This is a genomic window from Desulfosarcina sp. (genome assembly GCF_046496365.1).
GTDB lineage: Bacteria > Desulfobacterota > Desulfobacteria > Desulfobacterales > Desulfosarcinaceae > Desulfosarcina.
The window spans coordinates 21,407-46,595 of record NZ_JAWOHB010000142.1 but is presented as its reverse complement, the minus strand read 5'-3'; the positions used below and the strand labels follow the sequence as shown (position 1 = coordinate 46,595).

Annotated in this window: 23 protein-coding genes; 20 read left to right on the top strand and 3 right to left on the bottom strand. The window is 55.4% G+C overall.

All coding sequences use genetic code 11. The features are described from left to right. From hisG to pabB, 10 genes are all read left to right on the top strand, one after another. On the top strand, positions 1 to 231 hold a 231-nt coding region (gene hisG / locus R6V78_RS13765; RefSeq protein ID WP_410289942.1), incomplete at its 5' end, for an ATP phosphoribosyltransferase. A 43-nt stretch (positions 232 to 274) separates the two neighbouring features. Then, entirely contained in the window at positions 275 to 1,426 is a 1,152-nt protein-coding gene (locus R6V78_RS13760) for a pyridoxal phosphate-dependent aminotransferase (RefSeq protein ID WP_410289941.1), read from the top strand. A gap of 6 nt (positions 1,427 to 1,432) precedes the next feature. Further along, positions 1,433 to 2,026, top strand: coding sequence for a ribosome biogenesis GTP-binding protein YihA/YsxC (gene yihA / locus R6V78_RS13755; RefSeq protein WP_410289940.1), 594 nt, complete (start codon positions 1,433 to 1,435; stop codon positions 2,024 to 2,026). Continuing rightward, entirely contained in the window at positions 2,013 to 2,927 is a 915-nt protein-coding gene (era, locus tag R6V78_RS13750; protein ID WP_410289939.1) for a GTPase Era, read from the top strand. The genes yihA and era overlap by 14 nt, the downstream gene beginning before the upstream one ends. Further along, positions 2,927 to 3,808, top strand: coding sequence for a RimK family alpha-L-glutamate ligase (locus R6V78_RS13745; protein WP_410289938.1), 882 nt, complete (start codon positions 2,927 to 2,929; stop codon positions 3,806 to 3,808). Before era ends, R6V78_RS13745 begins: the two co-directional genes overlap by 1 nt. Beyond that, the gene (locus R6V78_RS13740) at positions 3,805 to 4,092 is read left to right on the top strand and encodes an HNH endonuclease (protein WP_410289937.1); all 288 of its coding nucleotides are present in this window, start codon (positions 3,805 to 3,807) and stop codon (positions 4,090 to 4,092) included. The genes R6V78_RS13745 and R6V78_RS13740 overlap by 4 nt, the downstream gene beginning before the upstream one ends. A gap of 192 nt (positions 4,093 to 4,284) precedes the next feature. Continuing rightward, entirely contained in the window at positions 4,285 to 5,781 is a 1,497-nt protein-coding gene (locus tag R6V78_RS13735; RefSeq protein WP_410289936.1) for an ATP-binding protein, read from the top strand. Beyond that, positions 5,765 to 7,252 (top strand): response regulator, encoded by a 1,488-nt coding sequence (locus R6V78_RS13730; RefSeq protein ID WP_410289935.1) that lies wholly within the window; start codon positions 5,765 to 5,767, stop codon positions 7,250 to 7,252. Before R6V78_RS13735 ends, R6V78_RS13730 begins: the two co-directional genes overlap by 17 nt. Positions 7,253 to 7,407: 155 nt before the next feature. Then, entirely contained in the window at positions 7,408 to 8,064 is a 657-nt protein-coding gene (locus R6V78_RS13725) for an anthranilate synthase component II (RefSeq protein ID WP_410289934.1), read from the top strand. 5 nt (positions 8,065 to 8,069) lie between these two features. Then, positions 8,070 to 10,337, top strand: coding sequence for an aminodeoxychorismate synthase component I (pabB, locus tag R6V78_RS13720; protein ID WP_410289943.1), 2,268 nt, complete (start codon positions 8,070 to 8,072; stop codon positions 10,335 to 10,337). Here pabB and R6V78_RS13715 read toward each other — a convergent pair. The 3 genes from R6V78_RS13715 to R6V78_RS13705 all read right to left on the bottom strand — a co-directional run bounded on the left by R6V78_RS13715 (position 10,307) and on the right by R6V78_RS13705 (position 12,213). Beyond that, positions 10,307 to 11,152 carry a hypothetical protein gene (locus R6V78_RS13715; RefSeq protein ID WP_410289933.1) on the bottom strand — a complete coding sequence of 282 codons (846 nt, stop codon included), beginning with the start codon at positions 11,150 to 11,152 and terminating at the stop codon, positions 10,307 to 10,309. The two genes, pabB and R6V78_RS13715, sit on opposite strands and share 31 nt — an antisense overlap. 54 nt (positions 11,153 to 11,206) lie before the next feature. Continuing rightward, entirely contained in the window at positions 11,207 to 11,620 is a 414-nt protein-coding gene (locus R6V78_RS13710; RefSeq protein WP_410289932.1) for an HIT family protein, read from the bottom strand. Positions 11,621 to 11,712: 92 nt separating this feature from the next. Next, complete coding sequence (locus R6V78_RS13705) at positions 11,713 to 12,213, bottom strand: molybdenum cofactor biosynthesis protein B (RefSeq protein WP_410289931.1); 501 nt, start codon at positions 12,211 to 12,213, stop codon at positions 11,713 to 11,715. 237 nt (positions 12,214 to 12,450) lie between these two features. Here R6V78_RS13705 and R6V78_RS13700 point away from each other — a divergent pair, with 237 nt between their 5' ends. The 10 genes from R6V78_RS13700 to R6V78_RS13655 all read left to right on the top strand — a co-directional run bounded on the left by R6V78_RS13700 (position 12,451) and on the right by R6V78_RS13655 (position 25,155). After that, positions 12,451 to 13,056, top strand: coding sequence for a molybdenum cofactor guanylyltransferase (locus R6V78_RS13700; RefSeq protein ID WP_410289930.1), 606 nt, complete (start codon positions 12,451 to 12,453; stop codon positions 13,054 to 13,056). 15 nt (positions 13,057 to 13,071) lie between these two features. Further along, a complete protein-coding gene (locus R6V78_RS13695) occupies positions 13,072 to 13,431 on the top strand; it encodes a molybdenum cofactor biosynthesis protein MoaE (protein ID WP_410289929.1) in 360 nt (119 codons plus the stop codon). 29 nt (positions 13,432 to 13,460) lie between these two features. Further along, positions 13,461 to 13,952 (top strand): cyclic pyranopterin monophosphate synthase MoaC, encoded by a 492-nt coding sequence (gene moaC, locus R6V78_RS13690; protein ID WP_410289928.1) that lies wholly within the window; start codon positions 13,461 to 13,463, stop codon positions 13,950 to 13,952. Between the two features lie 59 nt (positions 13,953 to 14,011). Beyond that, positions 14,012 to 15,172: a murein transglycosylase A gene (locus R6V78_RS13685; protein WP_410289927.1), complete on the top strand. Its 1,161-nt coding sequence runs from the start codon at positions 14,012 to 14,014 to the stop codon at positions 15,170 to 15,172. A 280-nt stretch (positions 15,173 to 15,452) separates the two neighbouring features. Then, positions 15,453 to 15,890 carry a twin-arginine translocase TatA/TatE family subunit gene (locus R6V78_RS13680; protein WP_410289926.1) on the top strand — a complete coding sequence of 146 codons (438 nt, stop codon included), beginning with the start codon at positions 15,453 to 15,455 and terminating at the stop codon, positions 15,888 to 15,890. A gap of 5 nt (positions 15,891 to 15,895) precedes the next feature. After that, on the top strand, positions 15,896 to 16,678 hold the full coding sequence (tatC, locus tag R6V78_RS13675) for a twin-arginine translocase subunit TatC (RefSeq protein ID WP_410289925.1): 783 nt from the start codon (positions 15,896 to 15,898) through the stop codon (positions 16,676 to 16,678). Next, complete coding sequence (locus R6V78_RS13670; protein ID WP_410289924.1) at positions 16,675 to 18,396, top strand: YcaO-like family protein; 1,722 nt, start codon at positions 16,675 to 16,677, stop codon at positions 18,394 to 18,396. The genes tatC and R6V78_RS13670 overlap by 4 nt, the downstream gene beginning before the upstream one ends. A 100-nt stretch (positions 18,397 to 18,496) precedes the next feature. Next, positions 18,497 to 18,979, top strand: a complete 483-nt coding sequence (locus R6V78_RS13665) for a cytochrome c3 family protein (RefSeq protein WP_410289923.1) — start codon at positions 18,497 to 18,499, stop codon at positions 18,977 to 18,979. A gap of 505 nt (positions 18,980 to 19,484) precedes the next feature. Then, positions 19,485 to 21,746 carry a CHASE2 domain-containing protein gene (locus R6V78_RS13660; protein WP_410289922.1) on the top strand — a complete coding sequence of 754 codons (2,262 nt, stop codon included), beginning with the start codon at positions 19,485 to 19,487 and terminating at the stop codon, positions 21,744 to 21,746. Between the two features lie 19 nt (positions 21,747 to 21,765). Then, positions 21,766 to 25,155: a TonB-dependent receptor domain-containing protein gene (locus tag R6V78_RS13655; RefSeq protein ID WP_410289921.1), complete on the top strand. Its 3,390-nt coding sequence runs from the start codon at positions 21,766 to 21,768 to the stop codon at positions 25,153 to 25,155. Positions 25,156 to 25,189: the final 34 nt, after the last annotated feature.

The window sequence follows — 25,189 nt, the reverse complement described above, 5'->3', positions numbered from 1 at the left end:
CTGGGAGAAAAGATGGTTGGAATCAAAATGAATGTGCCCCACGACAAACTGGCACAGGTGGTTGATCTGTTGCCCAGCCTCAATGCACCGACAATTGCTTCCTTGTATCAGTCCGATTGGTTTTCCGTGGAGACCGTGGTCGGCACAGGTGTCGTGCGGGAACTGATTCCCGAGCTGCTTAAAAAAGGGGCGGAGGGGATCATCGAATACCCGCTCAACAAGGTGATTTAACCGGTCGCCGGCTTCACGGTCGACAGGCATTCAAGGGGAGTCCATGGCATCAAAACGCACGGAACAGATGACCTCTTTTATCGTTATGGATGTGTTGGAACGCGCCTGCGCCCTGGAGTGCGAGGGCAAGCATATTGTGCATCTGGAAGTGGGAGAGCCCGACTTTGATACACCTGAATGCATCAAAACAGCCGCCTGCAAGGCCCTCGCGGACGGCTTCACCCATTACACCCACAGCCTGGGGTTGCTGGCGTTGCGTGAAGCCATTTGCGAGCATTACCAGGGTACGTATGGCGTCACGGTGGATCCGGACCAGGTGGTGGTCACCTCCGGCAGTTCACCGGCCATTTTCATGACGTTCGCCGCCTTGTTGGAACCCGACGACCAGGTGATCCTCTCCGACCCACACTACGCCTGCTATCCCAACTTCATCCAGTTCGTCGGTGGACAACCGGTGATGGTACCGGTGTTCGAGAAGGACGGATTCCAGTTTCGCCCCGAAGCCATTGGGGATAAGCTCACCGAGCGAACCCGCGCCATTTTCATCAACTCTCCCTCCAACCCCACGGGCAACCTGCTTTCCAAAGCGCGCATGCAGGCCGTTGCCGACATGCCGCCTTGGATCGTTTCCGACGAGATTTATCACGGGTTGGTTTACGAGGGCCAGGAGCATTCGATTCTCGAGTTCACAGACCGGGCTTTCGTGCTCAACGGCTTTTCCAAATTATTTGCCATGACCGGTCTGCGCCTGGGCTATCTCATCGCGCCCAAGGCATTTATCCGTCCCATTCAAAAGATGCACCAGAACTTTTTCATCTCGGCCAATGCCATGATTCAGAAAGCGGGCATTGCCGCACTAAAGGAGTCCGGAGCGGATGTGGCGCGAATGAAGCGCATCTATAATGAACGGCGGATTTTCATGATCCGGCGGCTCAGGGAAATAGGGCTGGGTATCACCGTTGAACCCACCGGCGCATTTTATGTATTTGCCAACGCCCGTCACATCTCCGAGGATTCTTATACTCTGGCATTCGACATCCTGGAGAAGGCCTGCGTGGGGGTAACGCCGGGCATCGATTTCGGTCAGCACGGCGAAGGATACCTGCGCTTTTCCTACGCCAACTCCATGGAAAACATTGCCGAAGGCATGTCGCGGCTGGAGGCATATTTTAAAGCCCGCTCATCCCCGGTTTGAATCGTTATGATTGTTAAAACGGCAGAATTTGTCACCAGTGCGGTCAAACCGTCCCAGTATCCCCGGACCCTGTATCCGGAGGTGGCTTTTGCCGGTCGATCCAACGTGGGCAAATCATCGCTGATCAACACGCTGGTGAACAGAAAACGACTGGTTAAAACCAGTTCCACCCCAGGTCGAACCCAGCTGATCAATTTCTTTTTGGTCAACAACAGCCTTTCCCTGGTGGATCTTCCCGGATACGGCTATGCCAAGGTTCCCGAATCGGTGAAGCGCACGTGGGGACCGATGATCGAAATGTTCCTGAAAGGGCGGGAAAACCTGAAGGCGGTGGTGCTGATCCTGGACGTCCGCAGAATCCCGGGCATGGAAGAACAAAACTGCATTGACTGGCTGACACGCTACCGGCGTACGCCCATTCTGGTGCTGACCAAGGCCGACAAGCTGTCAAAATCTGAACAGAAAAAACAACGCAGAGCCATCGGCTCCGCCCTGGGACAGGACGAATCGGCCCTGGTCTTGTTTTCCGCCAAGTCGCGGCTGGGCAAGCCGGAAGTATGGTCTGCCATTGAAAAGGTCGTTATCGATGAACACCGTTAACGAAACGGACGCAACCCAACCGTTCAGATCCGGCCTTGTGGCCATACTCGGCGCACCGAATGCCGGGAAATCCACCCTGCTTAACCGGATGCTGGGCCAGAAGCTGTCCATCACCTCCAAAAAGCCGCAAACAACCCGCAACCGGATTCTGGGTGTGGTCCACCGAACCGGGAGTCAGATGGTTGTTCTAGACACCCCGGGTATTCACCAGGCCAAGAAGCCGCTCAATGCACGCATCGTTGATACGGCCCTGTCCACCCTAGCGGAAGCGGATCTCGTCCTTTTGGTGGTGGACGCACAGAAACCGGACCATCCGTCGGAACAGCTGTTGTTGGACAAGCTTTCCCAGCGACGGCTCCCGGTGCTGCTGGCCCTCAACAAGATCGATCAGGTTCAGCGGCCAGACCTGCTATCGCAGATGGAACGCTGGTCCGGCGCGTTTCCTTTTAAGGCCCTCGTTCCCATCAGTGCCAAAAACGGCGAGCAGGTGGACCGGCTGTTGGATGCCATGGAAGCGATGCTGCCGGCCGGGCCACCCTTTTTTCCGCCCGACAGCCTGACCGACCTGCCGACGCGGTTCATTGTCGCCGAAATGATTCGGGAAAAAGCCTTCCGGCTGACCGGACAGGAAGTTCCACACGCAGTGGCCGTTACCATCGACGCGTTCAAAGAGGAGAAAAAAGGTTCGCTGACCCGGATACATGCCACGATCCATGTGGAGCGGGATTCCCAAAAAGGCATTGTCATCGGCAGTCAGGGTGCTAAACTCAAGCAGATCGGCGAGGCGGCGAGAAAGGAAATCGAGGCCCTGCTGGGCGTTGATGTCTTTCTCAAGCTCTTTGTTCGGGTACAGAAAAACTGGACCAAAGATACCAAATCGTTGCGCAAGTTCGGGTACTGATGATTCTGTCTTATCACCCCTGCTACGAAGCCGATACCAATATGCTTTGCGCCGGCAGAGAGCCGGATCAAAAAGACCTCTCGGCCATTCGCTGCGCGGCTGCAGTTATTCTGCCCCAGGGCTGCCGAAAAGCACTTTACCTTATGGCCAGACACAACTGTGCGCATGTCTTTCCCGACTACGATGCACGCTTTACCTATCCGGGAAAAACCGGCCAGGCCAAACTTTTCCAGGCCCTGAACGTGCCCCATCCCCACACCTGGGTATTTAACGACACGAGACACTTTCAGCGAGACAACGAAGCCGTTTTCGCTGCCGGTTTTCCCCTCGTGTTGAAGTTGGATTGGGGGGGGGAGGGCGATACCGTCTTTCTGGTTCGGTCCAAAGCCGATCTGGAACAAGCGCTTTCAAGGACCGCTGCATACGAGCAGTCCGGCCAGCAGGGATTCGTCATTCAAACCTTTGTCCGCGGTTCCGATCGAACCTTGCGGGTAGCGGTTATCGGAAACACGTACGTGGCATACTGGAGAATTCAAGACAATCCCTTGATTTTCGGAACCAGCCTGGCCAAAGGCGCCCATATCGACCCGGAATCAGATCCCACCCTTCGCCGTAAAGCCCTGGTTCTGGTTGGTGACATTTGCCAGCAAGCGCGAATCAACCTGGCCGGGTTTGATTTCATCTACGATGGATCCGGGCCGATGAAAAGCGATCCGCGGCCGCTGTTTCTGGAAATCAACTACTTTTTTGGTAGAACCGGCCTGGGGGGCTCCCACCGTTTCTATGGGATGCTGCAGGCGGAAATCGATAGCTGGTTGTTCGGCCTGGGGCTGGCGATCACCCGGCCATCGCAGGAAACGCCTGCCGGGGAGATGCCATGAAGCCCTATGCCTATGATCTGGAGCAGCAGGATCTTAACCGGGAGCGACAAAAGGCACGGTCGCTGCGACAGTCCCAATGGTGGCAGCGGCAATGTGCCAAATGCCGTTGCCACTACTGTGGGCATCAGACGCCAGCAGCCGAGTTGACCATGGATCATATCGTCCCTGTGGCCAGGGGAGGCAAAACCACCAAGGGAAATGTGGTTCCAGCATGCAAGTCATGCAACAACAAAAAAAAGCAGTTGCTCCCCATGGAATGGGAGGCGTACATCCAATCGCGCTGAACCTTTCCGCAGCCCGACAGCAACCTCTCTGATGTGGCTTTGTGCGATGGTTCCCAGCAGCCATGCAAAAGCTGTTTTTCAAGGGTCAACCGAACGACCCTTTTCGCTGCATTGCTGTTGACAACATCACCATTCTGTCTTTTAATCGCCCGACTGCGAAGGTTTAGCAACCGCAACTCCCCGGGAGGTATGATGCGTACGGAAAAAGAGCGGAACCTGCTGCTCAGGGCATTGGATGCGTTCAAGCGAAAAATCATCGTCATCTCCAAGGATTTCGAAATTTTGGCTTCCACCGGTGTGGATGCCCGCGTCGATGGGGAATCACCCTCGGGGAAATGCTGCTACGAAGTGTTTTACAGCCGCTCCGCACCATGTGATAACTGCCCGGCCAGGAAGGTCGCGTTTTCTGGAAAGCCCTCCTTGCGGGACTTGTCGACAAGCGCCTTGGGCAAACTGAAAAGATCCTGCCTGTATGCCTATCCGATCACCGACCAGGACGGGCAGGAGGTAATGACCATTTTCAACTTCGAGCTTCCCGCGCTGGATGGTCTTGAGGAAGAATTGCGGCGGACCAATGGTTTTTTGCATAACCTGCTTCAAAGCGCCTGTGATGGCGTCATTGCACCCGACATGACCGGTAAGATAATCATCTTCAACGATGCGGCCGCCGAGGTGACCGGACATAGCGTGGCAGCGGCACTCGACCACCTCAACATCAGAGCCATTTACGAGGGCGACGGGGCCAAAGAGGTGATGCGAAACCTGAGAAGTGATGACTATGGCGGCAAGGGCAAATTAAAGAAATATCGCATCAAGGCGATCGGCAAAAACGGAGAGAAAATTCCCATCAGTCTGTATGCGTCCATCATCTACGATGAAAATGGCAAAGAAGCCGGATCCATAGGCTTTTTTCATGATCTGAGAGAGCGCATCCACATTCAGCAAAAACTGGAGAAAACTCAACTGCAGCTGATCCAGTCAGAAAAGATGGCCTCACTGGGAAAGCTTTCTGCCGGGGTGGCACACCAGCTGAATAACCCGCTGGGTGGAATCACGCTTTACACAAAACTGATGCTGGAAGACTACGAACTGGAAGACAACGCCAAAGAGGATCTTTACCGGATTCTAAAGGACGCCCAGCGCTGCCGGGACACGGTTAAGGAACTGCTTGAATTTGCCCGGCAGACGCGTCAGTTTATGAAACCGATTAACATCAACAAGGCGATTGACCGAACCCTTTTTCTGATTGAGAATCAAACCCTTTTTCACAATATCACCCTGAAAAAAAAGATGGCTCCCTTTGTCCCCCTGATAATGGGGGACAGTCAGCAGCTGGGCCATGTGTTCATGAACATAATCATCAACGCCGCGCAGGCCATGGACGGCAACGGTACCATCACCATCACGACCCAGGAGTCAGCCACCAAAGACCGGGTGATCATCCACATTGAAGACACCGGCCCGGGAATTTCCGCCACGGACCTTGAACATATCTTCGAGCCCTTTTTCACCACCAAAGAAGAAGGCCAGGGCACCGGTTTAGGACTGAGCGTTGTATACGGCATTGTTGAAAACCACAGCGGCACCATTTCCGCCAGAAGCACTCCCGGCCGGGGAAGCACCTTTACGATAGAACTTCCCATCACCCTTGCAACCGAAAAAGGAGCCGAACATGCAGACCACGCCTGATCCCGTAACCGTTCTGGTGGTTGACGATGAAAAGGGTATCCGGGACGGGTCGGAACGTATAATCAGCCGCATGGGATGCAACGCGCTGACGGCCAAAAACGGAGAAGAAGGTCTGGATATCATCGGCCGGACCGATGTGGCTATCGTGCTGTTGGATTTGAAAATGCCCGGGATTGATGGCATGGAGGTGCTCAAGCGGATCCAGATTCTGGACCGGGGCATCCTGGTGATTGTTATCACCGGTTTTGCCACCATCGAAACCGCCATCGAGGCCATGAAGCAAGGTGCCTACGATTTTATCCCCAAACCCTTCGAACCGGACCAGCTTAGAATCGTGATCAACCGGGCCCGCGAAAAGATCTGGTTGAAGAAGGAAGCGGTTAAACTGGAATCCGAGCGGCGTCGAACCCTGGCGGATCTGGGAACCGAAAAGAGCAGAATCCATACGATTATCGACTCCATTCCCAACGGCATCGTGGTCACCAATGCCGATGGTCAGGTGGTGCTGATGAACCCGGCCTTTGGCCGGCTCCTGGGGCTCGACACCGGCACCGCTGTCGGCGGGCGGATTTCGACCTACATCCCCGACGAGGGGTTGTGTCGGTTGATCGTGGAAATTTCAAGCGGCAGGCATGTGGATTTTGACGATATTCCCACCTACGAATTTTCCGTTGGTGAAGACCGCTTTCTCATGGCCCGCGGCAGGCCGGTTCTGGGTGAGCGCAAAGAGTGTCTTGGAGCGGTCGTTACCGTCATCGACATCACCAACATGAAGGTGCTGGACCGGCTCAAGTCTGAATTCGTGGCCAAGGTCTCCCATGAACTCAGAAGCCCCCTGTCCACCATCCACGAGCAACTGGCCCTGGTGCTCAATGATTTGATGGGTCAGCTCAGTGAATCGGAAGAACATCTGCTCGCCCGGGCCAAGGAAAAAACCCAGGGGTTGATTTCCACCATCGGCGACCTGCTGGATTTGTCACGAATCGAATCCGGGACCACCTGCCAGGAGCCCAAACCGGTTAAGCTGGAAGACCTGTTGAGCAATATTGTTGACTTTATGGGCACCCGGGCCAGAACTAAACAGCAGACACTCACGCTGATCCGGCCGGAAGACCCGCTGCCTTCCATCAAAGCCGACCCGCTGGCTTTGGAGAGCATATTCGGCAACCTGATTGCCAACGCCATCAACTACACCCAAAACGGGGGCGAAATTGTGGTCAAGGTCGACATGACCGGCATCAACACGCGTATCCGGGTGATCGACAATGGATTCGGCATCGAATCGCGTTACCTGGACAAGATCTTCGATCGGTTTTTCCGTGTAAAGAACGACAAAACCCGCTTCATCACCGGCACCGGACTGGGCCTTCCGATTGTCAAGGGGTTGGTTGAGGCGTTAAAGGGACGCATCAGTGTGGAGAGCGTTCCGGACAAGGGCACGACCTTTACGGTACTGCTGCCGGTAAATTAATCCCGTTCCAGCCATAACGGGTGCATTGCACCCCAGTTCGGCGGTCTCGTTTTTTAAAATCCTCGGCGCAACAGGACAACTCCTGCGGCTTCAATGCGGTTCTGTTTGGGATTGAGACCCCAAAAAACCCCTCAGGCACAATCCAGGAGGCAATCGTGGCCACCCTGCTGGTGATCGACAACTACGATTCATTCACTTACAACCTGGTGCAGATGTTCATGCATTTCGATCTCTCCATCCAGGTCCACCGCAGCGACCGGATCAGCCTGGCTCGGGCAGCCGGTGAGCGACCGGACTACCTGCTGATCAGCCCCGGTCCCAAGGACCCCGATCATGCCGGCATCTCCAAAGCCCTTATTCACGCCCTTTACCGGACAACCCCTATTTTAGGGATCTGTTTGGGAATGCAGTGTATCAATGAAGTGTTCGGTGGAAAAACGGTCCCGTCGCCGACGCCCATGCATGGTAAAACCAGCTGGGTCTATCATCGCCAGGAGATGCTATTTTTGCAAGTGCCCTCCCCGTTCACCGTGGCCCGCTATCACTCGCTGGCGGTGAAACCTGCGGCTGCCGCCCTCAAAAAGCATCTGGTGGTTACCGGCTGCACTGCGGACGGTACGATCATGGGCTTGTCCCACAGTCGATTTCCCCTTCACGGCCTGCAGTTTCACCCGGAAAGCTTTCTTACGGAATTCGGATTCAAGCTGATTGAGAATTTTCTGCGGCTGGGCCCGTTGAAATGCGAACCGGCCATAAAGGTCCCCCGTGGGGCTGCCGATTCCTTCTGCCCGCCAGAATCGAGGGTCTCTTGAAAAAGGTGGCGGATCTTTTAAGCGGCCTTGCCGGGGTAATGCGCGAGCCGCTTGACCTGGAGGAACCATTTGTGGATATGGCGGCCCGCTTTGCTCACGAACCGGGGACGGTGGTGATGCTCAGCGGCGGAGATCTGGACAGTTCCCGCTATCACATCCTGGGCATTAATCCCTGGCTCACGCTTGACGGGCATTGCGGTGAAACAACCCTTGTCGTCGATGGTGCGACCCAGGCTTTCCAACAAGCACCGCTGGATGTGCTTGAAACGGTGCTGACGCACTGTCATTTGCTCCCCGGTGACACGATGGGGCCTGTTGACGCCGGTCTTTTCGGATATCTGGCTTACGACCTGAAAGACGACCTCGAGGTTCTGCCTCGAACCACCATTGACGATCTTGGGCTCCCCAACCTTTGCCTGGTTGCGCCCTCCCTGATCGTGGTGCATGACAAGCAAAGCCGGACCACCCAACTCCATGCACCGATCCGCCGAGGTCAGGATGCCAAGGCGGTGCATGCGGCCATTGCGGCATTCCGGCACGCCCTGACATTACCCATGCAGGCATCCGGTGTTTTCTCAGGGACCGGACGGCCGTTCAAATCAAACTTCACCCGAAATGCTTACCAAAACGCGGTTCAACAAGTAAAAAACTATATTTCCGCCGGCGACGTCTACCAGGTGAATCTGTCCCAGCGGTTTGAAATGAATTTTGCTGGAGACCCCTACGCACTATTCAAAACCTTGTATGCGTTGAATCCGGCACCTTTTTTCGCCTACGTTCATGCCGGCGACCATCATATTATTTCCACTTCACCGGAGCGGTTTCTGCTGCAAAGCGGCAGGCGGGTGGAGACCCGTCCCATCAAGGGCACCCGTCCACGGGGCAAGACGCCGGAGAAAGATCGGGAGATGATGCAGGCGCTGGTCCGCAGCCCCAAAGATGAGGCCGAGCTTTCCATGATCGTGGATCTGCTGCGCAACGACATCGGCAAGGTGTGCGCCGGAGGATCGGTGGTCGTTGCCCGGCACAAGTGTCTGGAGGCTTACCAGAATGTCTACCACCTGGTTTCGGTGGTCGAGGGAGCGCTGGCTGATGCAAAGGGATCCGTGGATCTGATCCGGGCCGCCTTCCCCGGCGGCTCCATTACCGGCTGCCCCAAGATCCGGGCCATGGAGATTATCGACGAGCTGGAAACCCGTCGTCGCCATGTTTACACCGGATCGATCGGGTATATCAGCTTTCACGACACCATGGACCTGTCAATTGCCATCCGCACAGCGACGGTTGTCGGCAAGCGGCTTTTCTTTTCCGTGGGGGGCGGGATCGTCTATGACTCCGATCCTGCAGATGAGTATGAAGAAACCCTCCACAAAGGACGGACCCTGATGGCGGTGTTTCAGGGAACGGATGGCGGCCCGGTAACCGACAACCGTTCGGGCCCCTGGGTGTGGCAGAACGGACGGCTGCGCCACCGGAACCGGGCGGTGGTGCCTGTAACCGACTTAGGCCTGCAATACGGATTCGGTTTTTTCGAGACGATCCGTGTCGAAAAGGGGTTTGCCTGCCGGTTGCAAGCGCACCTGGATCGGTTTGACCGGACGTGGAGAGCCATATTTAACGATTCTCCGCCGGATCTGACCTGGAGGGACATTATCGGTCAGGTGATTCAAAAAAACGGTTTAGGCGGGACGGCGGCAGCGGTGAAGATCCTGGCCACCCGCGGCGATGGAAGCCGTTCCCGGTATAACGGCACCCTGCTGGTGGACGCCCGGCCTTACATCCATCGGTTGACGACGCTGGCGGCAACCGGGCTGAGGCTGGCAACCTATCCACACCCGCGCCAGTCCCCCCTGGCGGACCACAAGACGTTGAACTACCTTAACACCCATCTGGCCGGTGTCTGGGCCCGGGAGCAGGGTGCCGACGAGGCGGTTATCCTGAACCCGGACGGAACGGTTTCCGAAACCAATACGGCCAACATCCTGGTCGTGTCAGGCAAGACGGTGACCCGCCCCGGATCTCCCCACGTGTTGTCCGGAGTGATGCAGGCCGCGGTTTGTCGACGCTTGCATGGGTTGGGGTTTTCCATTATGACTCGCCCGATCCACGCGGATGCAGTCATGGATGCCGATATGGTTCTGCTCACCAATGCCCTCATGGGCGTCGTGCCGGCCTTGAGCCTGGATGACCGGCCGCTGAAAATCGATCACCCGTTGATCGCAGTCCTTAACCAGCGTCTTTTTCATGCAGCGGAGGTTGGCGGCAGCCTGTGATAAGCTGTTGAAAGGCCATAGCCGAAAAGCCCCTTGACCAGCTTTAGCGCGAGATAGAGAAAGGCCAGGGGCAATAGTATGGTCTGGATGATGAACAGGGCAATCAGATCAATGATCGTGCTGATGGACTGGGTTAGTTTTTCTTTCAGCAAGGCTACGTTTTTTTTGACATTGATCAGGTTTTTGCCGCTTGTGATTAGGTTTTCGTGCCATTTCATGCCGTCATCCGCTTCGATGACCGCGGCTGCGGATTGTTCGATCAACTGCAATTTCGCGGTCTTGGCTTGGATGGGCGCATTTAAAAACAGCGCCTCAACAATACTGCTGGATATGGCCACAAAGGGGAGCGCGAAGCGGACGAACAGCAGCAGCAGAATGAATTTGTAGAGCGTGTCCTTGTTCACCTGGCCGGCGATTTTAAAGTGGTCGAGAACCAAAAGGGTCATGAGCAGCAACAGCAAACTGGCGATGACGATTTTTGCCCCCCACCATCCTGAAAAGGCCAGGAGCAGTTTCTGGATGGCCAGCGATACGGTGGCCATGAGCATGACGGTGGAAAATTGTTCGACCATGTCATTGAGGGGGTCCAGGATCTGGCCGGGTGCCGCGGAAAGGCCGACACCGGCCGGGGTGGCTGCGACCTCCACGTGCTGGATGACGGAAAGGATGCCGTTCAATACCCGGGCAACGGCAAAGGTGACGGCTGCATTTTTCAGGGATTTGTCGAAGTAGTTATCCCCGGCCCGGTCCGCATAATGGGTCAGGTTTAAAATAAGCAGGAAGGCCAACAGCACGAGCATCAGTCTGTTGCGCATGTTTTTTCCGTTTCTCCGCCCTAGGGTTCCCTCTGCCATGCTAAGGGAAAGATATCAAGGCAGTTCGCTTCGCACCATTGCGGCGAGCCGCTCGAGTTCCTCCCTGGGGGGATGTTTCGCGGGCCAGGTAAACGTGACCCCGTCATCGAAATGGCGGGGTAACACGTGGATGTGGAAGTGCTCCACGGTCTGCCCGCCGGCCTTCCCGTTGGCCTGCAGCAGGGTCATGCCCGGGGCCTGCGTGGCAACCTTCACCGCCCGGGCAATTTTCACCGCGGCTGGAAACACCGCGGCGGCCAGCTCTGCGGAGAGGCCATAGATGTTATCCACATGGGGCTTGACGGCGACGATCACATGCCCCGGATTGATCTGACCGGCGTCCATGAAGGCCAACACATGGGCATCTTCGTAAACCTTGCTGGACGGCAATCGACCTGAAGCCAAGCGGCAGAAAACGCAATCAGTCATGGGTTTCTCCTCCTGATCCACTTGGTAACGGCGGGTCTTTCGACCCCCTTTGGGTCATAGCGAACCGTGTTTTATCCATTTCTGGATGGGTGCTACGTAATATGGGCCACCACATGCCCCAGTTCGGGGAAGACCAGGGTTTTACAGGCCAGTTGACAGGCCTTTTTGCTGCCGGGCATGCAAAATACCACCGTGCTGCCGATAATACCGGCCGCTGCGCGAGACAGGATGGCGGCCGAATCGATCTCTTCATAGCTGAGCTGGGCGAAGAGGGCGCCAAAGGCGGGCATCTCTTTGGCAAACAGGGGTTGAATGGCTTCGATGGTGACATCTTTGGGGGTGATGCCGGTCCCGCCGGTGACCAGCAGGGCTTGGAGGCCGTGATCCCGTATGGCCTTCAAGGCCGCCGCGCGGATGGCGGAGATGTCGTCGGTAATCACTTGGTGGAAGCGGACCTGATAACCCTCTTTTTGGGCCTGTTTTGCAATCCATCGTCCGCTCTCGTCGTTTTCAAGCGTCCGGGTGGTGGAAACCGAAAGGATTCCCACGCCTACCGATGCCGGGGCCGCTTTTCGATGCTCGTGAACGCCCATAATATTCCTGATTTGTCTGAATGGTTGCCGGAAATGGCCATTTCCGGCCGGGGCCCGAACCGGCCGGGGCCACGTGTGAATAAACCCTACCTAACTGATGCAACGCGTTATGGCAAGGCCAGACTTGGTTAATCTCCTTGCTTTTAAACAGGCTTTTTTCTATGTTCAGGTGCAAAAGGGCCTGCCCTTTAAAAAACAATCCAGCCTCGTGAACCGATTTCAGACCGAGGATATGAAATGGTGACACCCTGTACCGGCGTGATTCTTGCCGGTGGACTGAACAAACGGTTTGACGGACAAAACAAGGCTTGTATCCGTATTGGCGGGAAACGCATTATCGACCGCCTCCTGGAGGTTTATGCCGGGCTGTTCGATCAGATTGTGATCGTAACCAACGATCCGGCGGCTTACATGGATGTCGATGCGTTGATCGTCAGCGACCATTATCCGGTGCGCAGTTCCCTCAATGGCCTCCATGCCGGGCTGTTTGCCGCCGGTCATGAATACGCCTTTTTCACCGCCTGCGACACGCCGTTTATCCAAGGGGCCTTGATTCAGCTCGTAATTGACCGTATTGAGCGCAATACGGATATTGTCGTGCCAACGACATCGGCCGGCTTTGAACCGATGTTTGCCGTTTATAAAAAAACCTGCCTGCCTGTCATGGCGAGGCAGCTGGAGCGAGACCGGTTGAAGATCCAGGGGCTTTTCAGCAAGATGCGGGTAAATACGATCGCCGAGGCCGACTTGCGCCAGGCCGATGCAGCCTTGATCTCTTTTTTCAACGTCAACACGCCCCAAGAGCTGATCACGGCCGAAGCGCTCGATAAAGCGCGCAACTGAGGAGCAGACGAACAAATGAACGCAAACCAACTGATTACCAAAATTAAGGCCCACCCGGCCTATGACCAGGTGGGGATGGTTCTGTGCCACAACGGCGTGGTCCGGGGCACCTCCCGTGACGGTCGCCGGGTCACCGGCCTGCGAGTGGCCGTCGACCGGGAACGGTTGGCAAACGTGCTTGCCGAACATCGGTCCCGGCCGGGCATCGTGGACATCCAGGTGGAGATTGCCGCCGACGCCAATCTTTCCGTCGGAGACGACGTGATGATGCTGGTGGTTGCCGGTGACATCAGAGAAAACGTCATTGACGCCCTGACTGACACGCTAAATGCCATCAAAACCACGGTAACAGTCAAGAACGAATTTTTTGCCTGATCCGGACAGCCCATGAACGAGAGGAACACATGTCCGAACTGACCCATATTGATGCGCAGGGCCGGGTACGCATGGTCGATGTGACCGAAAAAAAAACCTCCCAGCGAACCGCCGTGGCCCAAGCCATGGTCAAGATGAACACGGAGACGTTCCAACGCATTGCTGCCGGCACCGTTTCCAAGGGCAACGTTTTGGAAACGGCCCGCATTGCCGGTGTGATGGCTGCAAAAAAAACAGCCGACCTGATTCCCATGTGCCACCCGCTGAATCTGACCCATGTGCAGGTGGATTTTTTCCCTGAGGCGGACAGCCACACCATCCGCATTGAAGCAACGACGCGCATCGTGGACCAGACGGGTGTTGAAATGGAGGCGTTGACAGCGGCTTCCGTTGCGGCACTCACCCTTTACGATATGTGCAAAGCCATTGACAAAGGCATGACCATCACCAATATCCGTCTGATGAAAAAAACAGGCGGCAAGAGCGGCACCTTTATCCATGAAAACGACACCCCATGCTAAACCCTGACCAAAAAATAATCAGAAATATTAATTTGTGCATGCTTGGGGTTGCCTTATTGATGGCTGCGGGCTGCGCCTTTTATCCAAAGACGACTGTCAGGCCTGCTCCAGCGCTTGTCCGGCTCAACGTGTCGGATTATCCTGATTTTTCCGACGGGCTGTTTCTGGACAACCTTGCCTACGGCATCTCTAAAAGCCTGGAATATCTCAATCGTGTGCCGGCTGAACGCACTTTCCAGTTCGGAGATGACTCGTTCAGCGCCCTTCACCTGCGTCGGTCATTGGAGACCCTGAGGGATTTCGTGGAAACAGGGCCCGGTCCGGAAGCATTGAACCGGTTCATTGCCGACCGCTACCGGGTGTACCAGTCCAGCGGGGGCCCGGAGAGCGGTCAGGTGCTGTTTACCGGATACTACGAGCCTCACCTTAAAGGGAGCCTGAAACCCGATGCCCGCTACCGGTATCCGGTATACGCCATGCCAAGAGACCTGATGGTCATCGACCTTGCTCCCTTTTCAGAGGACCTCAAGGGTAAACGTATCGTCGGCCGCCTGCAGGGCAACACCGTGGTTCCCTACCCGGATCGGCAGGCGATCGAGGCGGACCCTGCGTTCGCCCGCAACGCACCGCCCATCGCGTGGGTGGACGACCGTGTCGACCTGTTTTTTTTGCAGATCCAAGGCTCCGGCCGTATTTATATGACCAATGGTGATTTTCTTCGCGTGCATTACCATGGCGCCAACGGTCACCCCTATCGCAGCATCGGTCGCCTGCTCATCGACCAGGGCAAGATCCCGGCCCAAGAGATGTCCATGCAGCGACTCAAGGCCTATCTGCACGCCCATCCCACTGAGGTGGACGCCGTGCTCAACCACAACCCCAGCTATGTTTTCTTCAAGACGGAGACCTCCGGACCCATCGGTGCCATCGGGGTTGACCTGACGCCGGGACGATCCGTTGCCGTGGATCGCCGGGTCTTTCCCATGGCCGCACCGGCCTTTCTGCAAACCCAGATCCCCGTGGTGGACGGCAACGGCCGCATCGACCGATGGATGGATTTTTCCGCGTTTGCCCTTAATCAGGATACCGGCGGGGCCATCCGGGGACCGGGGCGCGTTGATATCTTTTGGGGCAACGGGCCCTATGCGCAGATTGCCGCCGGCCACATGCAGCACAAAGGGCACTTTTATCTGCTGGTGTTGGCTCCTGAGATGCAATGATTCAAGTTCCAATGCGGACTGATCCGGCTGCACCTTCTAACTTCTCGTGCCGTCGGAGCCCTGTCAACGTCCGGGCCTGAAGGATTTACGAAAGTCATGATGAGCCGAAAACAAGTTTGGCGTGTGCCCGAAATGGCATTTTACGAGGGTACTTGGTTTGCCATGACCCGTTGACGGAACCCTGTTCGCGCCGTGCTCTTGTCTTGACACCCCCTGGCAAAACCAGTAGTGTTGCCATCTTTGAAGCGACCCTGTTCAAGCCCCACATAAGGAGACACTCATGTTCGGTATCGGAATGCCGGAAATGATCTTGATTCTGGCGGTGGCCCTGATCGTTATCGGACCCAAGAAACTGCCGGATCTGGCCAAGTCATTGGGAAAAGCCATGGGAGAATTTAAAAAGGCCACCAGCGATCTGAAAGAGAGCATGCAGATCGATACGGAGCTCAAAGCCGTTAAAACGGCATTTAATGATATCAACCGGGAGGGAAAAAAGGAAGGCAGCCCCTTCGTCGGAGAAGGGGGCGAAAAACCTGTCGATGCGGCTGCGCCGGGTGCAGCGAGCGATCCTGGCAACCCAGCTAACGCTGACCCCATGGATACCCTGAAGGCGGCTTTTCACAGACCCAGCGAAGAGACCGCGGACGACGGCTCCCCGTCCGCCAAACCAGCGTCTGACACCGGGCCAGACCGGGATTCCGAACCGCGCAAGGGATAACGAACGTGGCAGACTTGGAAACCGAAACGGAAGACAAAATCCCCTTTACCGCTCACCTGGAAGAGCTACGCAAACGGCTGATCACCTGCTTTGTCGCCGTTGGCATCGGTTTCGCCCTATCCTATGGATTTAAAGAGAAGCTGTTTGAGATTCTCACGCAGCCCCTGATTTCAGTCATGAAAGAGGGGGAGACATTGATCTACACCGGATTGCCCGAGGCCTTTTTCACCTTCCTCAAGGTCTCTTTTCTTTCCGGGCTCATGGTTGCCTCGCCGGTAATTATCTACCAGTTCTGGATGTTTGTGGCGCCGGGACTTTATGATCGCGAAAAGCGGCTGATGATTCCCATTGTCTTTCTGTCGTCGATCTTTTTCGTGGGGGGCGCCCTGTTCGGCTATTTCATTGTTTTTCCCTTCGGGTTTCAGTTTTTTATGGGGTTTGCCACGGAAACCATCCGTCCCATGCCTTCCATGAAAGAATATCTGAGTTTTTCCGCAAAACTGCTGCTGGCCTTCGGGCTGGTTTTTGAGCTGCCCCTGGTGCTTACCTTTCTGGCACGGCTGGGCATCGTTTCGGTGGCTTTTCTGAAGAAAAACAGGAAATATGCCATTCTCCTTTTCTTCGTGGGTGCGGCGATATTGACCCCGCCTGACGTGGTGACGCAAATCATGATGGCCGTGCCGCTGATGGTGCTCTATGAAATCAGTATTGTCGGTGCACGCATCTTCGGCAAACAAAAAAAGGCGCCGCAACCCGATGCCGAAACCGAGGGCGCCGGCGAACGATGAGCCGCTATCCAAGTCCGATCCAATATCGACTTGAATTAATAGAGACGGCGGCCGGCACCGGGTATTTTAACGCCCTTCCCCAGGAGATCGCCACGGTTGGGGACGGCCTTGCCTACCTGCGTCGACACCCCAACGACAGCTTCATGCATGCCCATCTGCTGGTCCGCATCGGGGAGATGGACCAAGGGGCAATCTTTGATCTGCTGGCAAGGGAGGGGGGCAGCACCCCGGCTGTCCAAGCCCTTGTGCTTGAAGCCGCTACCGTTTACCCGCATCTGTCTGCGGTCAGGGACGCCTTCTGCGACCACCCGATTCAAATACTGGCCGATCAGACACCACTGGTGATTCTGCGATCTGAATTGCTGGCTGATCAGAAGACCCACCGGCAATGGGCGCAACTGTTTCATGACAATCTTTTTCAGCACCGCCGCTTGCCGCCACCGGCTTCCACGGGACTGCCCTTTCCCTTTGACGGGATTGACGGCAGTGATGACCCTTTACCGGCCCAAGCCCATTTGACGGCGATCATCAAACGCTATCTGCCGGAGATGGCCGGTTTCGGCAAGCCACGTCAGTCGCTGGAAGCGACCATTGCGAAGGCCATTTCACGGCTCAACCGCCTGGAGATTTTCGATGGACCGGAGATGCGGCACCAATCCTCGCTGAGCCGGTATGCCCTTCTCCGTAAATGGCGTTTCAACCACGTGATCAAGGTCGGCCAATTGAATTATACCCTGTCCAGTGTGCAGACCGCTTACGGGCGGGGGCGCTCTTTGGAAGCAGCCCGCGCCTCCTGCCTTATGGAAGTGGCCGAACGCTGCTCCGCCTTTACCAGTGTTGCCGAAACCAGAATTTTGGGGACGCGCCGTCCCCACCCGGTGCGCCATGGTTGCCATTCGCAGTTGACTGCAGATGGGTATCCACTTCTGAACCCCAACAGCCTGGCACTCGAGGTGCCCTATCGCGACGAGCCGTTGTATTGGATCGAAGGGGAGCAGCTAACGGCGGATGGCACCCGATCGATCTGGGTGCCCGTGCAGTGTGTCTTTCTTTTCAGCAATCTGGACGAGCGGTCATTGTTTTCAGGGTTGGGGTCCACCGGCCTGGCTTCCGGAAACACCATGGCAGAGGCCAGGCTAAGTGCCCTGTATGAAGTCATTGAAAGGGACTGCGCGGCGGTCAATCCTTACCATCCATCACGCTGCTTCCGAATTCATGCGCAAGATCCGCAATTGAGCGCACTGTTCAATGATTATCTGACGCGCGGTATTCATCTTCAATTTCAGGATATCAGTCCGGCCTTCGGCATCCCCTGCTGCACCTGTTTTGTGACCCATCACGACGGAACCGTGGCCAAGGGCGGCGGCGCCAACCTCAACGGCAGGCTTGCCGTTCTGTCGGCGCTGACCGAAACGCCATATCCTTATCCTGCCGGACCGCCCTCAACCCCGGCAACGCCGGCGCTACCCTGGCTTGAGTTTGAATCCCTGCCCAATTTCTCAACCGGCATTCCGGAGCGGGATTTGATGCTTTTGGAAAAAACCCTTGCAGGCAACGGTTTTACGCCCATTTATGTGGATATTACCCGCAAGGACCTGGAAATCCCTGTCGTCAAAGCGTTGATTCCGGGGCTTGAGATGACGGCAGACTTTGACCGGTACTGCCGAATCAGCCCGCGATTGTTCAATAACTACCTGAAAATTTACAAGAAAAACTGAAAAGCAATTCCCATTGACAGGGTGCAACGGGATTGATACACTTTTTCGGGTGGGATGAATTTGGGTCTTTAACCAACCATGAAAGGGGAGAGTGGCGGTTATGCGTAAAAGAAATGCTGTTTTATGGGTAGCGGTATGTGTGGGGCTGATGTTTGCCGCAGGCTCCATTTTTGCGGGCACCACCGTCGAGGATGTGATCCGGATGGAGCACAAGGCCTACAGCGAGCACACCAAGGGCATTGTGACATTCAGCCACAAGAAGCACAATGAAGACTACAAAATCGGCTGCGGTGATTGCCATCACGATGCCAAGGGACAGCCGCTGAATGACCTGAAGCTGGGTGACGATGTGCAGAGCTGCCTCGAATGCCACAAGCTTCCCGGACAGATGCCCGGTGATCTGAAAAAAGAACTCAAGGCCAAAAACGCATCCAAGGAAGAGATCTCCGCCAAAGAGATGGAGTACCACGCCGAGGCCATCCACGAAAATTGCATCAGCTGTCACAAGGACCACAACAAGAAAAACCAGACCAAGGCTGCCCCGCAGACCTGCACCAATTGTCACCCCAAAGAAAAAAAATAACTGAACCGATACTTCCTGCCAGCTTAAAAAGCCGGGCAGCGTCGATTTTTACGATGCCGCCCGGCTTTTTATGGCGAAGATCCAACCGAAAGTGGCGTTGACAGGCGATCCGGATGGTGATACGGGAATCAAGTAAAGGCTGTTCATTCTGAACTTGCCGCGATATCGCTACTCCTGAGGCGATCATAACCGCACAGCGTTATTCAAAACGATGCTCCCAACGGATGATCTGATCGTTGCTGTTGGCCGATAAGCAAACTTTCCCTGCCGTTATTCAAACAGCTTAAACCAAATGACGTTCCAACCTATTGCGTATGCGTGAAAACAGCATTTGCCCGGGAATACGTGCTTGAATGCAGTTGTTTTTTTGACTGCCAAGGAGAACAAAACCAAAAATTACCCGGTTTTATACGCTTCAAGTCACGGCGTGGCCGGTTTTCAACAAGAAGATGCGCGGCATTTTTGACCCGCTGCCGATCTGTTTTTACAGACGCAGGTATTGCCAATGTCCCGATCCGTCAAAGCCATAGGGATCTGTCTGGGAGCGGGACTGCTTGGGGCCATATTGTCCATTGCGCCATTATCAATGGAACTGCAGGAGAATTTCGGGCTAAAATTGCTTTTTCACTTAAGGGGGCCACTGCCTCCTCCGACGGAAGTGCTCATTGTTGCGTTGGACCGGGAGTCGGCGGAGGCGCTCGATCTCCCCACCAAAACCGAGGCATGGCCGCGCAAGCTGCATGCACAATTGGTTCGAACGCTTTCCCGTCTGGGTGCGACGGCCATTATCTTCGATTTGCTGTTTGATGAACCCCGTGACGCCGATGCTGACCAGGTGTTCGGGGCAGCTATCGCCGAATCGAATAGAGTTGTTCTTTGTGAAGCCATCCGGCAGGAAAAACTTCCCATCTTTGATTCGAGTGGGCAGCATCTTGCCGACGTAAATGTTGAAACCCTTGTTCCTCCGATTTCTCCCCTGGCGCGGTCAGCGCTTTCCCTGGCCCCTTTTCCCCTGCCAAAAGTTCCCGTCCAATTAAGTCAATTCTGGCTGTTTAAAGCCGGTTCGGGAAATTCACCAACCCTACCGGCGGCCGCATTTTTCATCTACGCCGGCAACCATTATGATTCATTTTCCAAGCTTTTCAACAAGGTGGTCGCCGAAAGCGGCGGTCCGGAGGAGCTTCCGACCTGGGAGGAGATTGCCGTCCAGCGCAGGTTAGAAGAAACGATGATTGCAATTAAGGAAAAATTCAACCGTGAACCGTTGATTGCCCGGGAAATGCAAAACCAAATCGAATCTCGAGACAGGCAACAAGCGGACATGCTTACCGGTCTTATCCGGATGTTCCAGAGCGAAAACAGCAGATACTTGAATTTCTATGGTCCGGCCGGCACTGTAAACACCATGTCGTATCACGATGCGTTGAAAATTCCGGACCGTTCGGCAAAAGCCAAGGGCGACTCAACGTCCAACCCAATGGGCCTTGAAGGGAAAGTTGTGTTCGTGGGATTGTCCGAAAACATGCGACTGCAAAGACAGGACGGCTATCATACGGTATTTTCCCAAAGGAACGGGATTGATATCAGCGGTGTGGAGATAGCGGCCACGGCATTTGCCAATCTGCTGGAGGGTCGTCTGTTGACGGTCCTGGGATGGCCTTTGAATTTGGGCATTGTTTTCGCGTTCGGTTTTTTTCTGGGTATGATCTGTTTTTTTTTGCCCATGGGGGTTGCCACCGTTTGCGTCCTCAGCACCGGCGCCCTGTATCTGTCCACGGCATGGATCTTTTTCAGCATGCAGAACATCTGGCTTCCCGTGGTTATTCCTGTGTTCATCCTGATGCCGTTGGCCCTGTTCGGAACGGTCGTTTGCCGGTACTGCGTTGCCTCCAAGGAGCACAGCGTGCTTCGAAAAGCCTTCGGTTACTATCTGCCGGATCCGGTTATCGACCATTTGGCAAAAAACATCGGAGACATCAATGCGACCAACACAATCGTATACGGTATTTGCCTTTATACGGATGCCCAACAATATGCCGCCCTTTCCGAAGCGATGGATCCCAAGGCATTGAGCCTGCTCATGAACAGATACTACCAGAAGCTTTTTATACCGGTTAAAAAATACGGTGGAATGGTTTCTGACGTGGTGGGCGACTCCCTGATGGCAATCTGGGCAAAAGCCAATCCCGATGTCTCCATTAGGGCGGCCGCCTGCCACGCGGCGCTGGAGATGGTTCAGGCCATCAACGCGTTTAATCGGGAAGATGAACAAATCAGTCTCCACACCCGAATTGGGATGCATGCGGGGCCCATCCTCATCGGCAATATCGGTGCAGTCGATCATTATGAGTATCGTCCGGTGGGGGATATTGTCAATACGGCGTCCCGGATGGAGAGCCTGAACAAACATCTCGGCACGCAGATTCTGGTGTCTGATCAAGTGCTCCAACACTTGGACGGCTTCATGAGCCGGGGACTCGGTAAGTTTCTGCTGTTCGGCAAAACCAATCCCGTCGCGATCTATGAACTGCTGGGCTATTCAAAAGATATCAACCTGAAACAGCATCAAATCGGTAGTTGTTTCGCAGAGGGACTTGTTGCCTTCCAACAGAAACGCTGGGATGCGGCGATCGCCGCCTTTGAGCGGACGCTCAGTATCTGCCACTGCGATGGCCCCGCGCTATTTTATAAAAACCGCTGTGAAGAATTGAAGCAAAATCCTCCGGGGGAGAGCTGGGATGGAACGGTGACCATGGGGCAAAAATAATGGGTGCGGGGGATAACCAATGGGATCGATAAAACACAAGGCAAAGGCTGTCGGCTTCGGACATCGATTAATACTGGCAGTGGCCGTCTGGTTGGTGATCGGCGCCGCGGTGATCCCTCAACCTGTGGCCGGCCAGACAGAAATGGAGACAAAATGGGTTGCCCGCATCGTATCCTTACAGGGTCTGGTCCAGGTGCGAAGAAAGGATGCCCAGCAATGGCTCAGGGTGAATCTGAACGAGCGTTTTTTTGCCGGGGATATGATCAAGGTGAGCCTTAACAGCCGCGCGGCGTTTGTTCTGAAGAACGAGAGCACCCTGCGGGTAGACCAGCAGACCACGCTCGTATTCAGTGCGGCGGAAAAGGAGCAACCGTTTGTGGTTCAATTGCTAATCGGCGCGATACACTTTTTCAGCCGGGTGCATCGCAGCCTCCAGCTGGTGACGCCATTTGTGAATGGCGCCGTGGAAGGGACCGAGTTTTTTTCGCGTGTGGATGACCATCAGACGACCATCTCTCTTTTCGAGGGCCGCCTGAACGTCTTCAATCCCCAGGGCAGCATCCGAATGGCGAAAAACCAGACCGTGACGGCCATGGCGGATCAGCCGCCGGTACCGCTAGTGGTTGTGCATCCCCGGGATGCCGTGCAGTGGACACTTTTTTATCCGGCTGTGATTGATTTCAGAGCTGATGATTTCGCCTGCGGCAACAGCTGGTGCCAGTTCGCGCGACAATCGGTCAGCGCCTGGCGGAGAGCCGATCTGCTTGAAGCCTTCAGGGCGCTGAATGCGGTTCCGGAATTGATTGACGATCCCCGGTTGTCACTATACCGGGCGGCACTACAGCTGGCGGTGGGTCATGTGGCCGAAGCTGCGGCGGACCTTGAAAAGGCCCGGTCTGCCGAGTCGCAGCGAAGCGATGCCTTGGCGCTTATGGCGGTTGCGGCGGTGGTTCAAAACGATAACTACGCCGCCAGCCGGCTGATCGACCAGGCCCGCGCTCAACCGCGGGTCGGAAGTAGCGTTGACCTTGCTAATTCATACGTGCAGCAGGCATTTTTCAACTTGGAAGCCGCGACGGCCAGCGCCCAAAGTGCTTTGGAAAAAGACCCGCGCAATGCGCTGGCATGGGCCCGCCTATCGGAGCTTTACCTGTCAATGGGTGAGCGCCGGCAGGCCCTGTCTGCGGCTCAGCGTGCGGCGGAGCTACAGCCGGATCTGGCGCACACGATGACCGTGCTGGGTTTTGCCTACCTGGCCCAGACCGATACCAAAAACGCCAAAAAAACCTTTGTCCAAGCCATAACAATGGATTCCGCCGCGCCCATGGCGCGCTTGGGGTTGGGCCTGGCAAAGATTCGTGAGGGTCAGTTGGCCGGAGGCCGGGGGGAAATTGAGATTGCCGTCTGCCTGGATCCAGGCAATTCCCTGATCAGGAGCTACCTGGGTAAAGCCTATTACGAGGAAAAGCGAGATGACCCGGCCCAGGTACAACTGGCTGCCGCCAAGCAGCTGGACCCGGCCGATCCCACCGGCTGGTATTACGATGCCCTGCGCAAACAAACCCTGAACCGTCCGGTGGAAGCGCTTCACGATCTCCAGACCGCCTTTAAATTGAATGACAACCGCGCGGTGTACCGGTCAAGGCTCATGTTGGATGAGGACCTGGCCGCCCGCAGTGCAAGTATCGGTCGGATCTACCAGGATCTCGGATTTCAACAGTTGGCGTTGGTGCAGGGCTGGAAATCGGTGAATACCGATCCAACCAATTTTTCTGCCCATCGTTTTCTGGCGGACAGCTATTCGGTCCTGCCGCGCCACGAAATCGCCCGGGTCAGCGAGCTGCTCCAATCCCAATTGCTCCAGCCCCTCAACATCACACCGATTCAACCCAGTCTCGCCGAAACGAAACAGTTCATTCTGGATGGTACCGAGCCGTTCGCACCGGCATTCAACGAATTCAGCCCCCTGTTTTTGCGTGATCGTCTGTTTCTGCAAGCCGGCGGGGTGGTGGGTAATCAGTCCACGTGGGGCGATGAAATTGTGCAGTCAGGGGTGCAGAACCGCTTTTCCTACAGCCTGGGACAATTTCACCATGAAACTGAGGGGTTCCGGGTGAACAATGACCGTAAATCCAACCTCTACAATGCGTTTGCCCAGGTGAGCCTAACCCCAGATGCCTCCCTGTTGACCGAGTACCGCTGGTCGGACACCGAAAAAGGAGATCTGCCGCTGCGTTTCGACCCGGAAAATGTGGACCCTTTTTACCGCCAGGATGTCGACCGGCAATCAATCCGCATCGGCGGCAGATATTCACCCAACCCGCGCAATGATCTTCTTGGGACGATCATCTTGAGCAACCTGGACGGAAAGGATCAAAGCTATATCCCGGATTTTGATTTGAGCTATTCCCTGGAGGAAGAACAGGATGGGGTGATGGCTGAAATCCAGCACCTCCGCAGATCGGAAAGCGTCAACCTGATTAGCGGAATTGGCTATTTTCATTCAGAATCAAACCATGTTGATGCGTACAGCGAGTTTCCTTCCGACACATACACCAGCCGCGTGGACCATTCCAATGCCTATATTTACTCCCAGATCCATATACCAACCAATCTGACCTGGATGCTCGGCGCCAGCATGGATCTCTACGATGCCAAGGGTGCCGACTACGAGCAGTTCAACCCCAAAATGGGTGTCACCTGGAAACTGACCCCGGCCACGACCCTGCGGGCCGCGGCCTTCCGCACCTTAAAAAGGAACCTGATTGCCGACCAGACCCTTGAGCCCACCCAGGTGGCTGGTTTCAACCAGTTCTATGATGATGGCAACCTCACGCAAGCCTGGCGTTATGGTGCCGCCATCGATCATGTGATAGGGCAAAACCTGTTTGCGGGCCTGGAATATTCCGAACGGGACCTTGAGATTACGTACGAGGACATGATGCTTAAACATCAAACGGTTGGCTGGGAGGAAAACGCCGGGAGCGCCTATCTGTTCTGGACCCCGCACGACTGGATTTCCGCCAGCCTCGAGTATGGCTATACCCGGTTTGAAAGAGACCGTGACTTCGTGGGACCGGAGGCGTTCGTCACCCTGAATACCCGCAAGGTCCCCGTCGGGGTCAATTTTTTTCATCCCATGGGCGTCTACCTGCGTTTCAAGGCCACTTATGTCGATCAAGACGGCGAGTTCGGCGATCCTATTTTTGGTTCTACGCAAACGGGCAGCGACCAATTCTGGGTTGTGGATGCCGCCGTCGGATATCGGCTGCCTAAACGCTTTGGGATCGTCAGCCTTGAGGCCAAAAACTTGTTTGATCAGGAATTCCGGTTCCAGGACACCGATCCATCCAACCCGGAAATTGTGCCGGAGCGGTCTGTCCTGGCGAAAATTACACTGGCCTTTTAAGTGGACTTCAATTCTTACTGGAAGTATGAAGGCG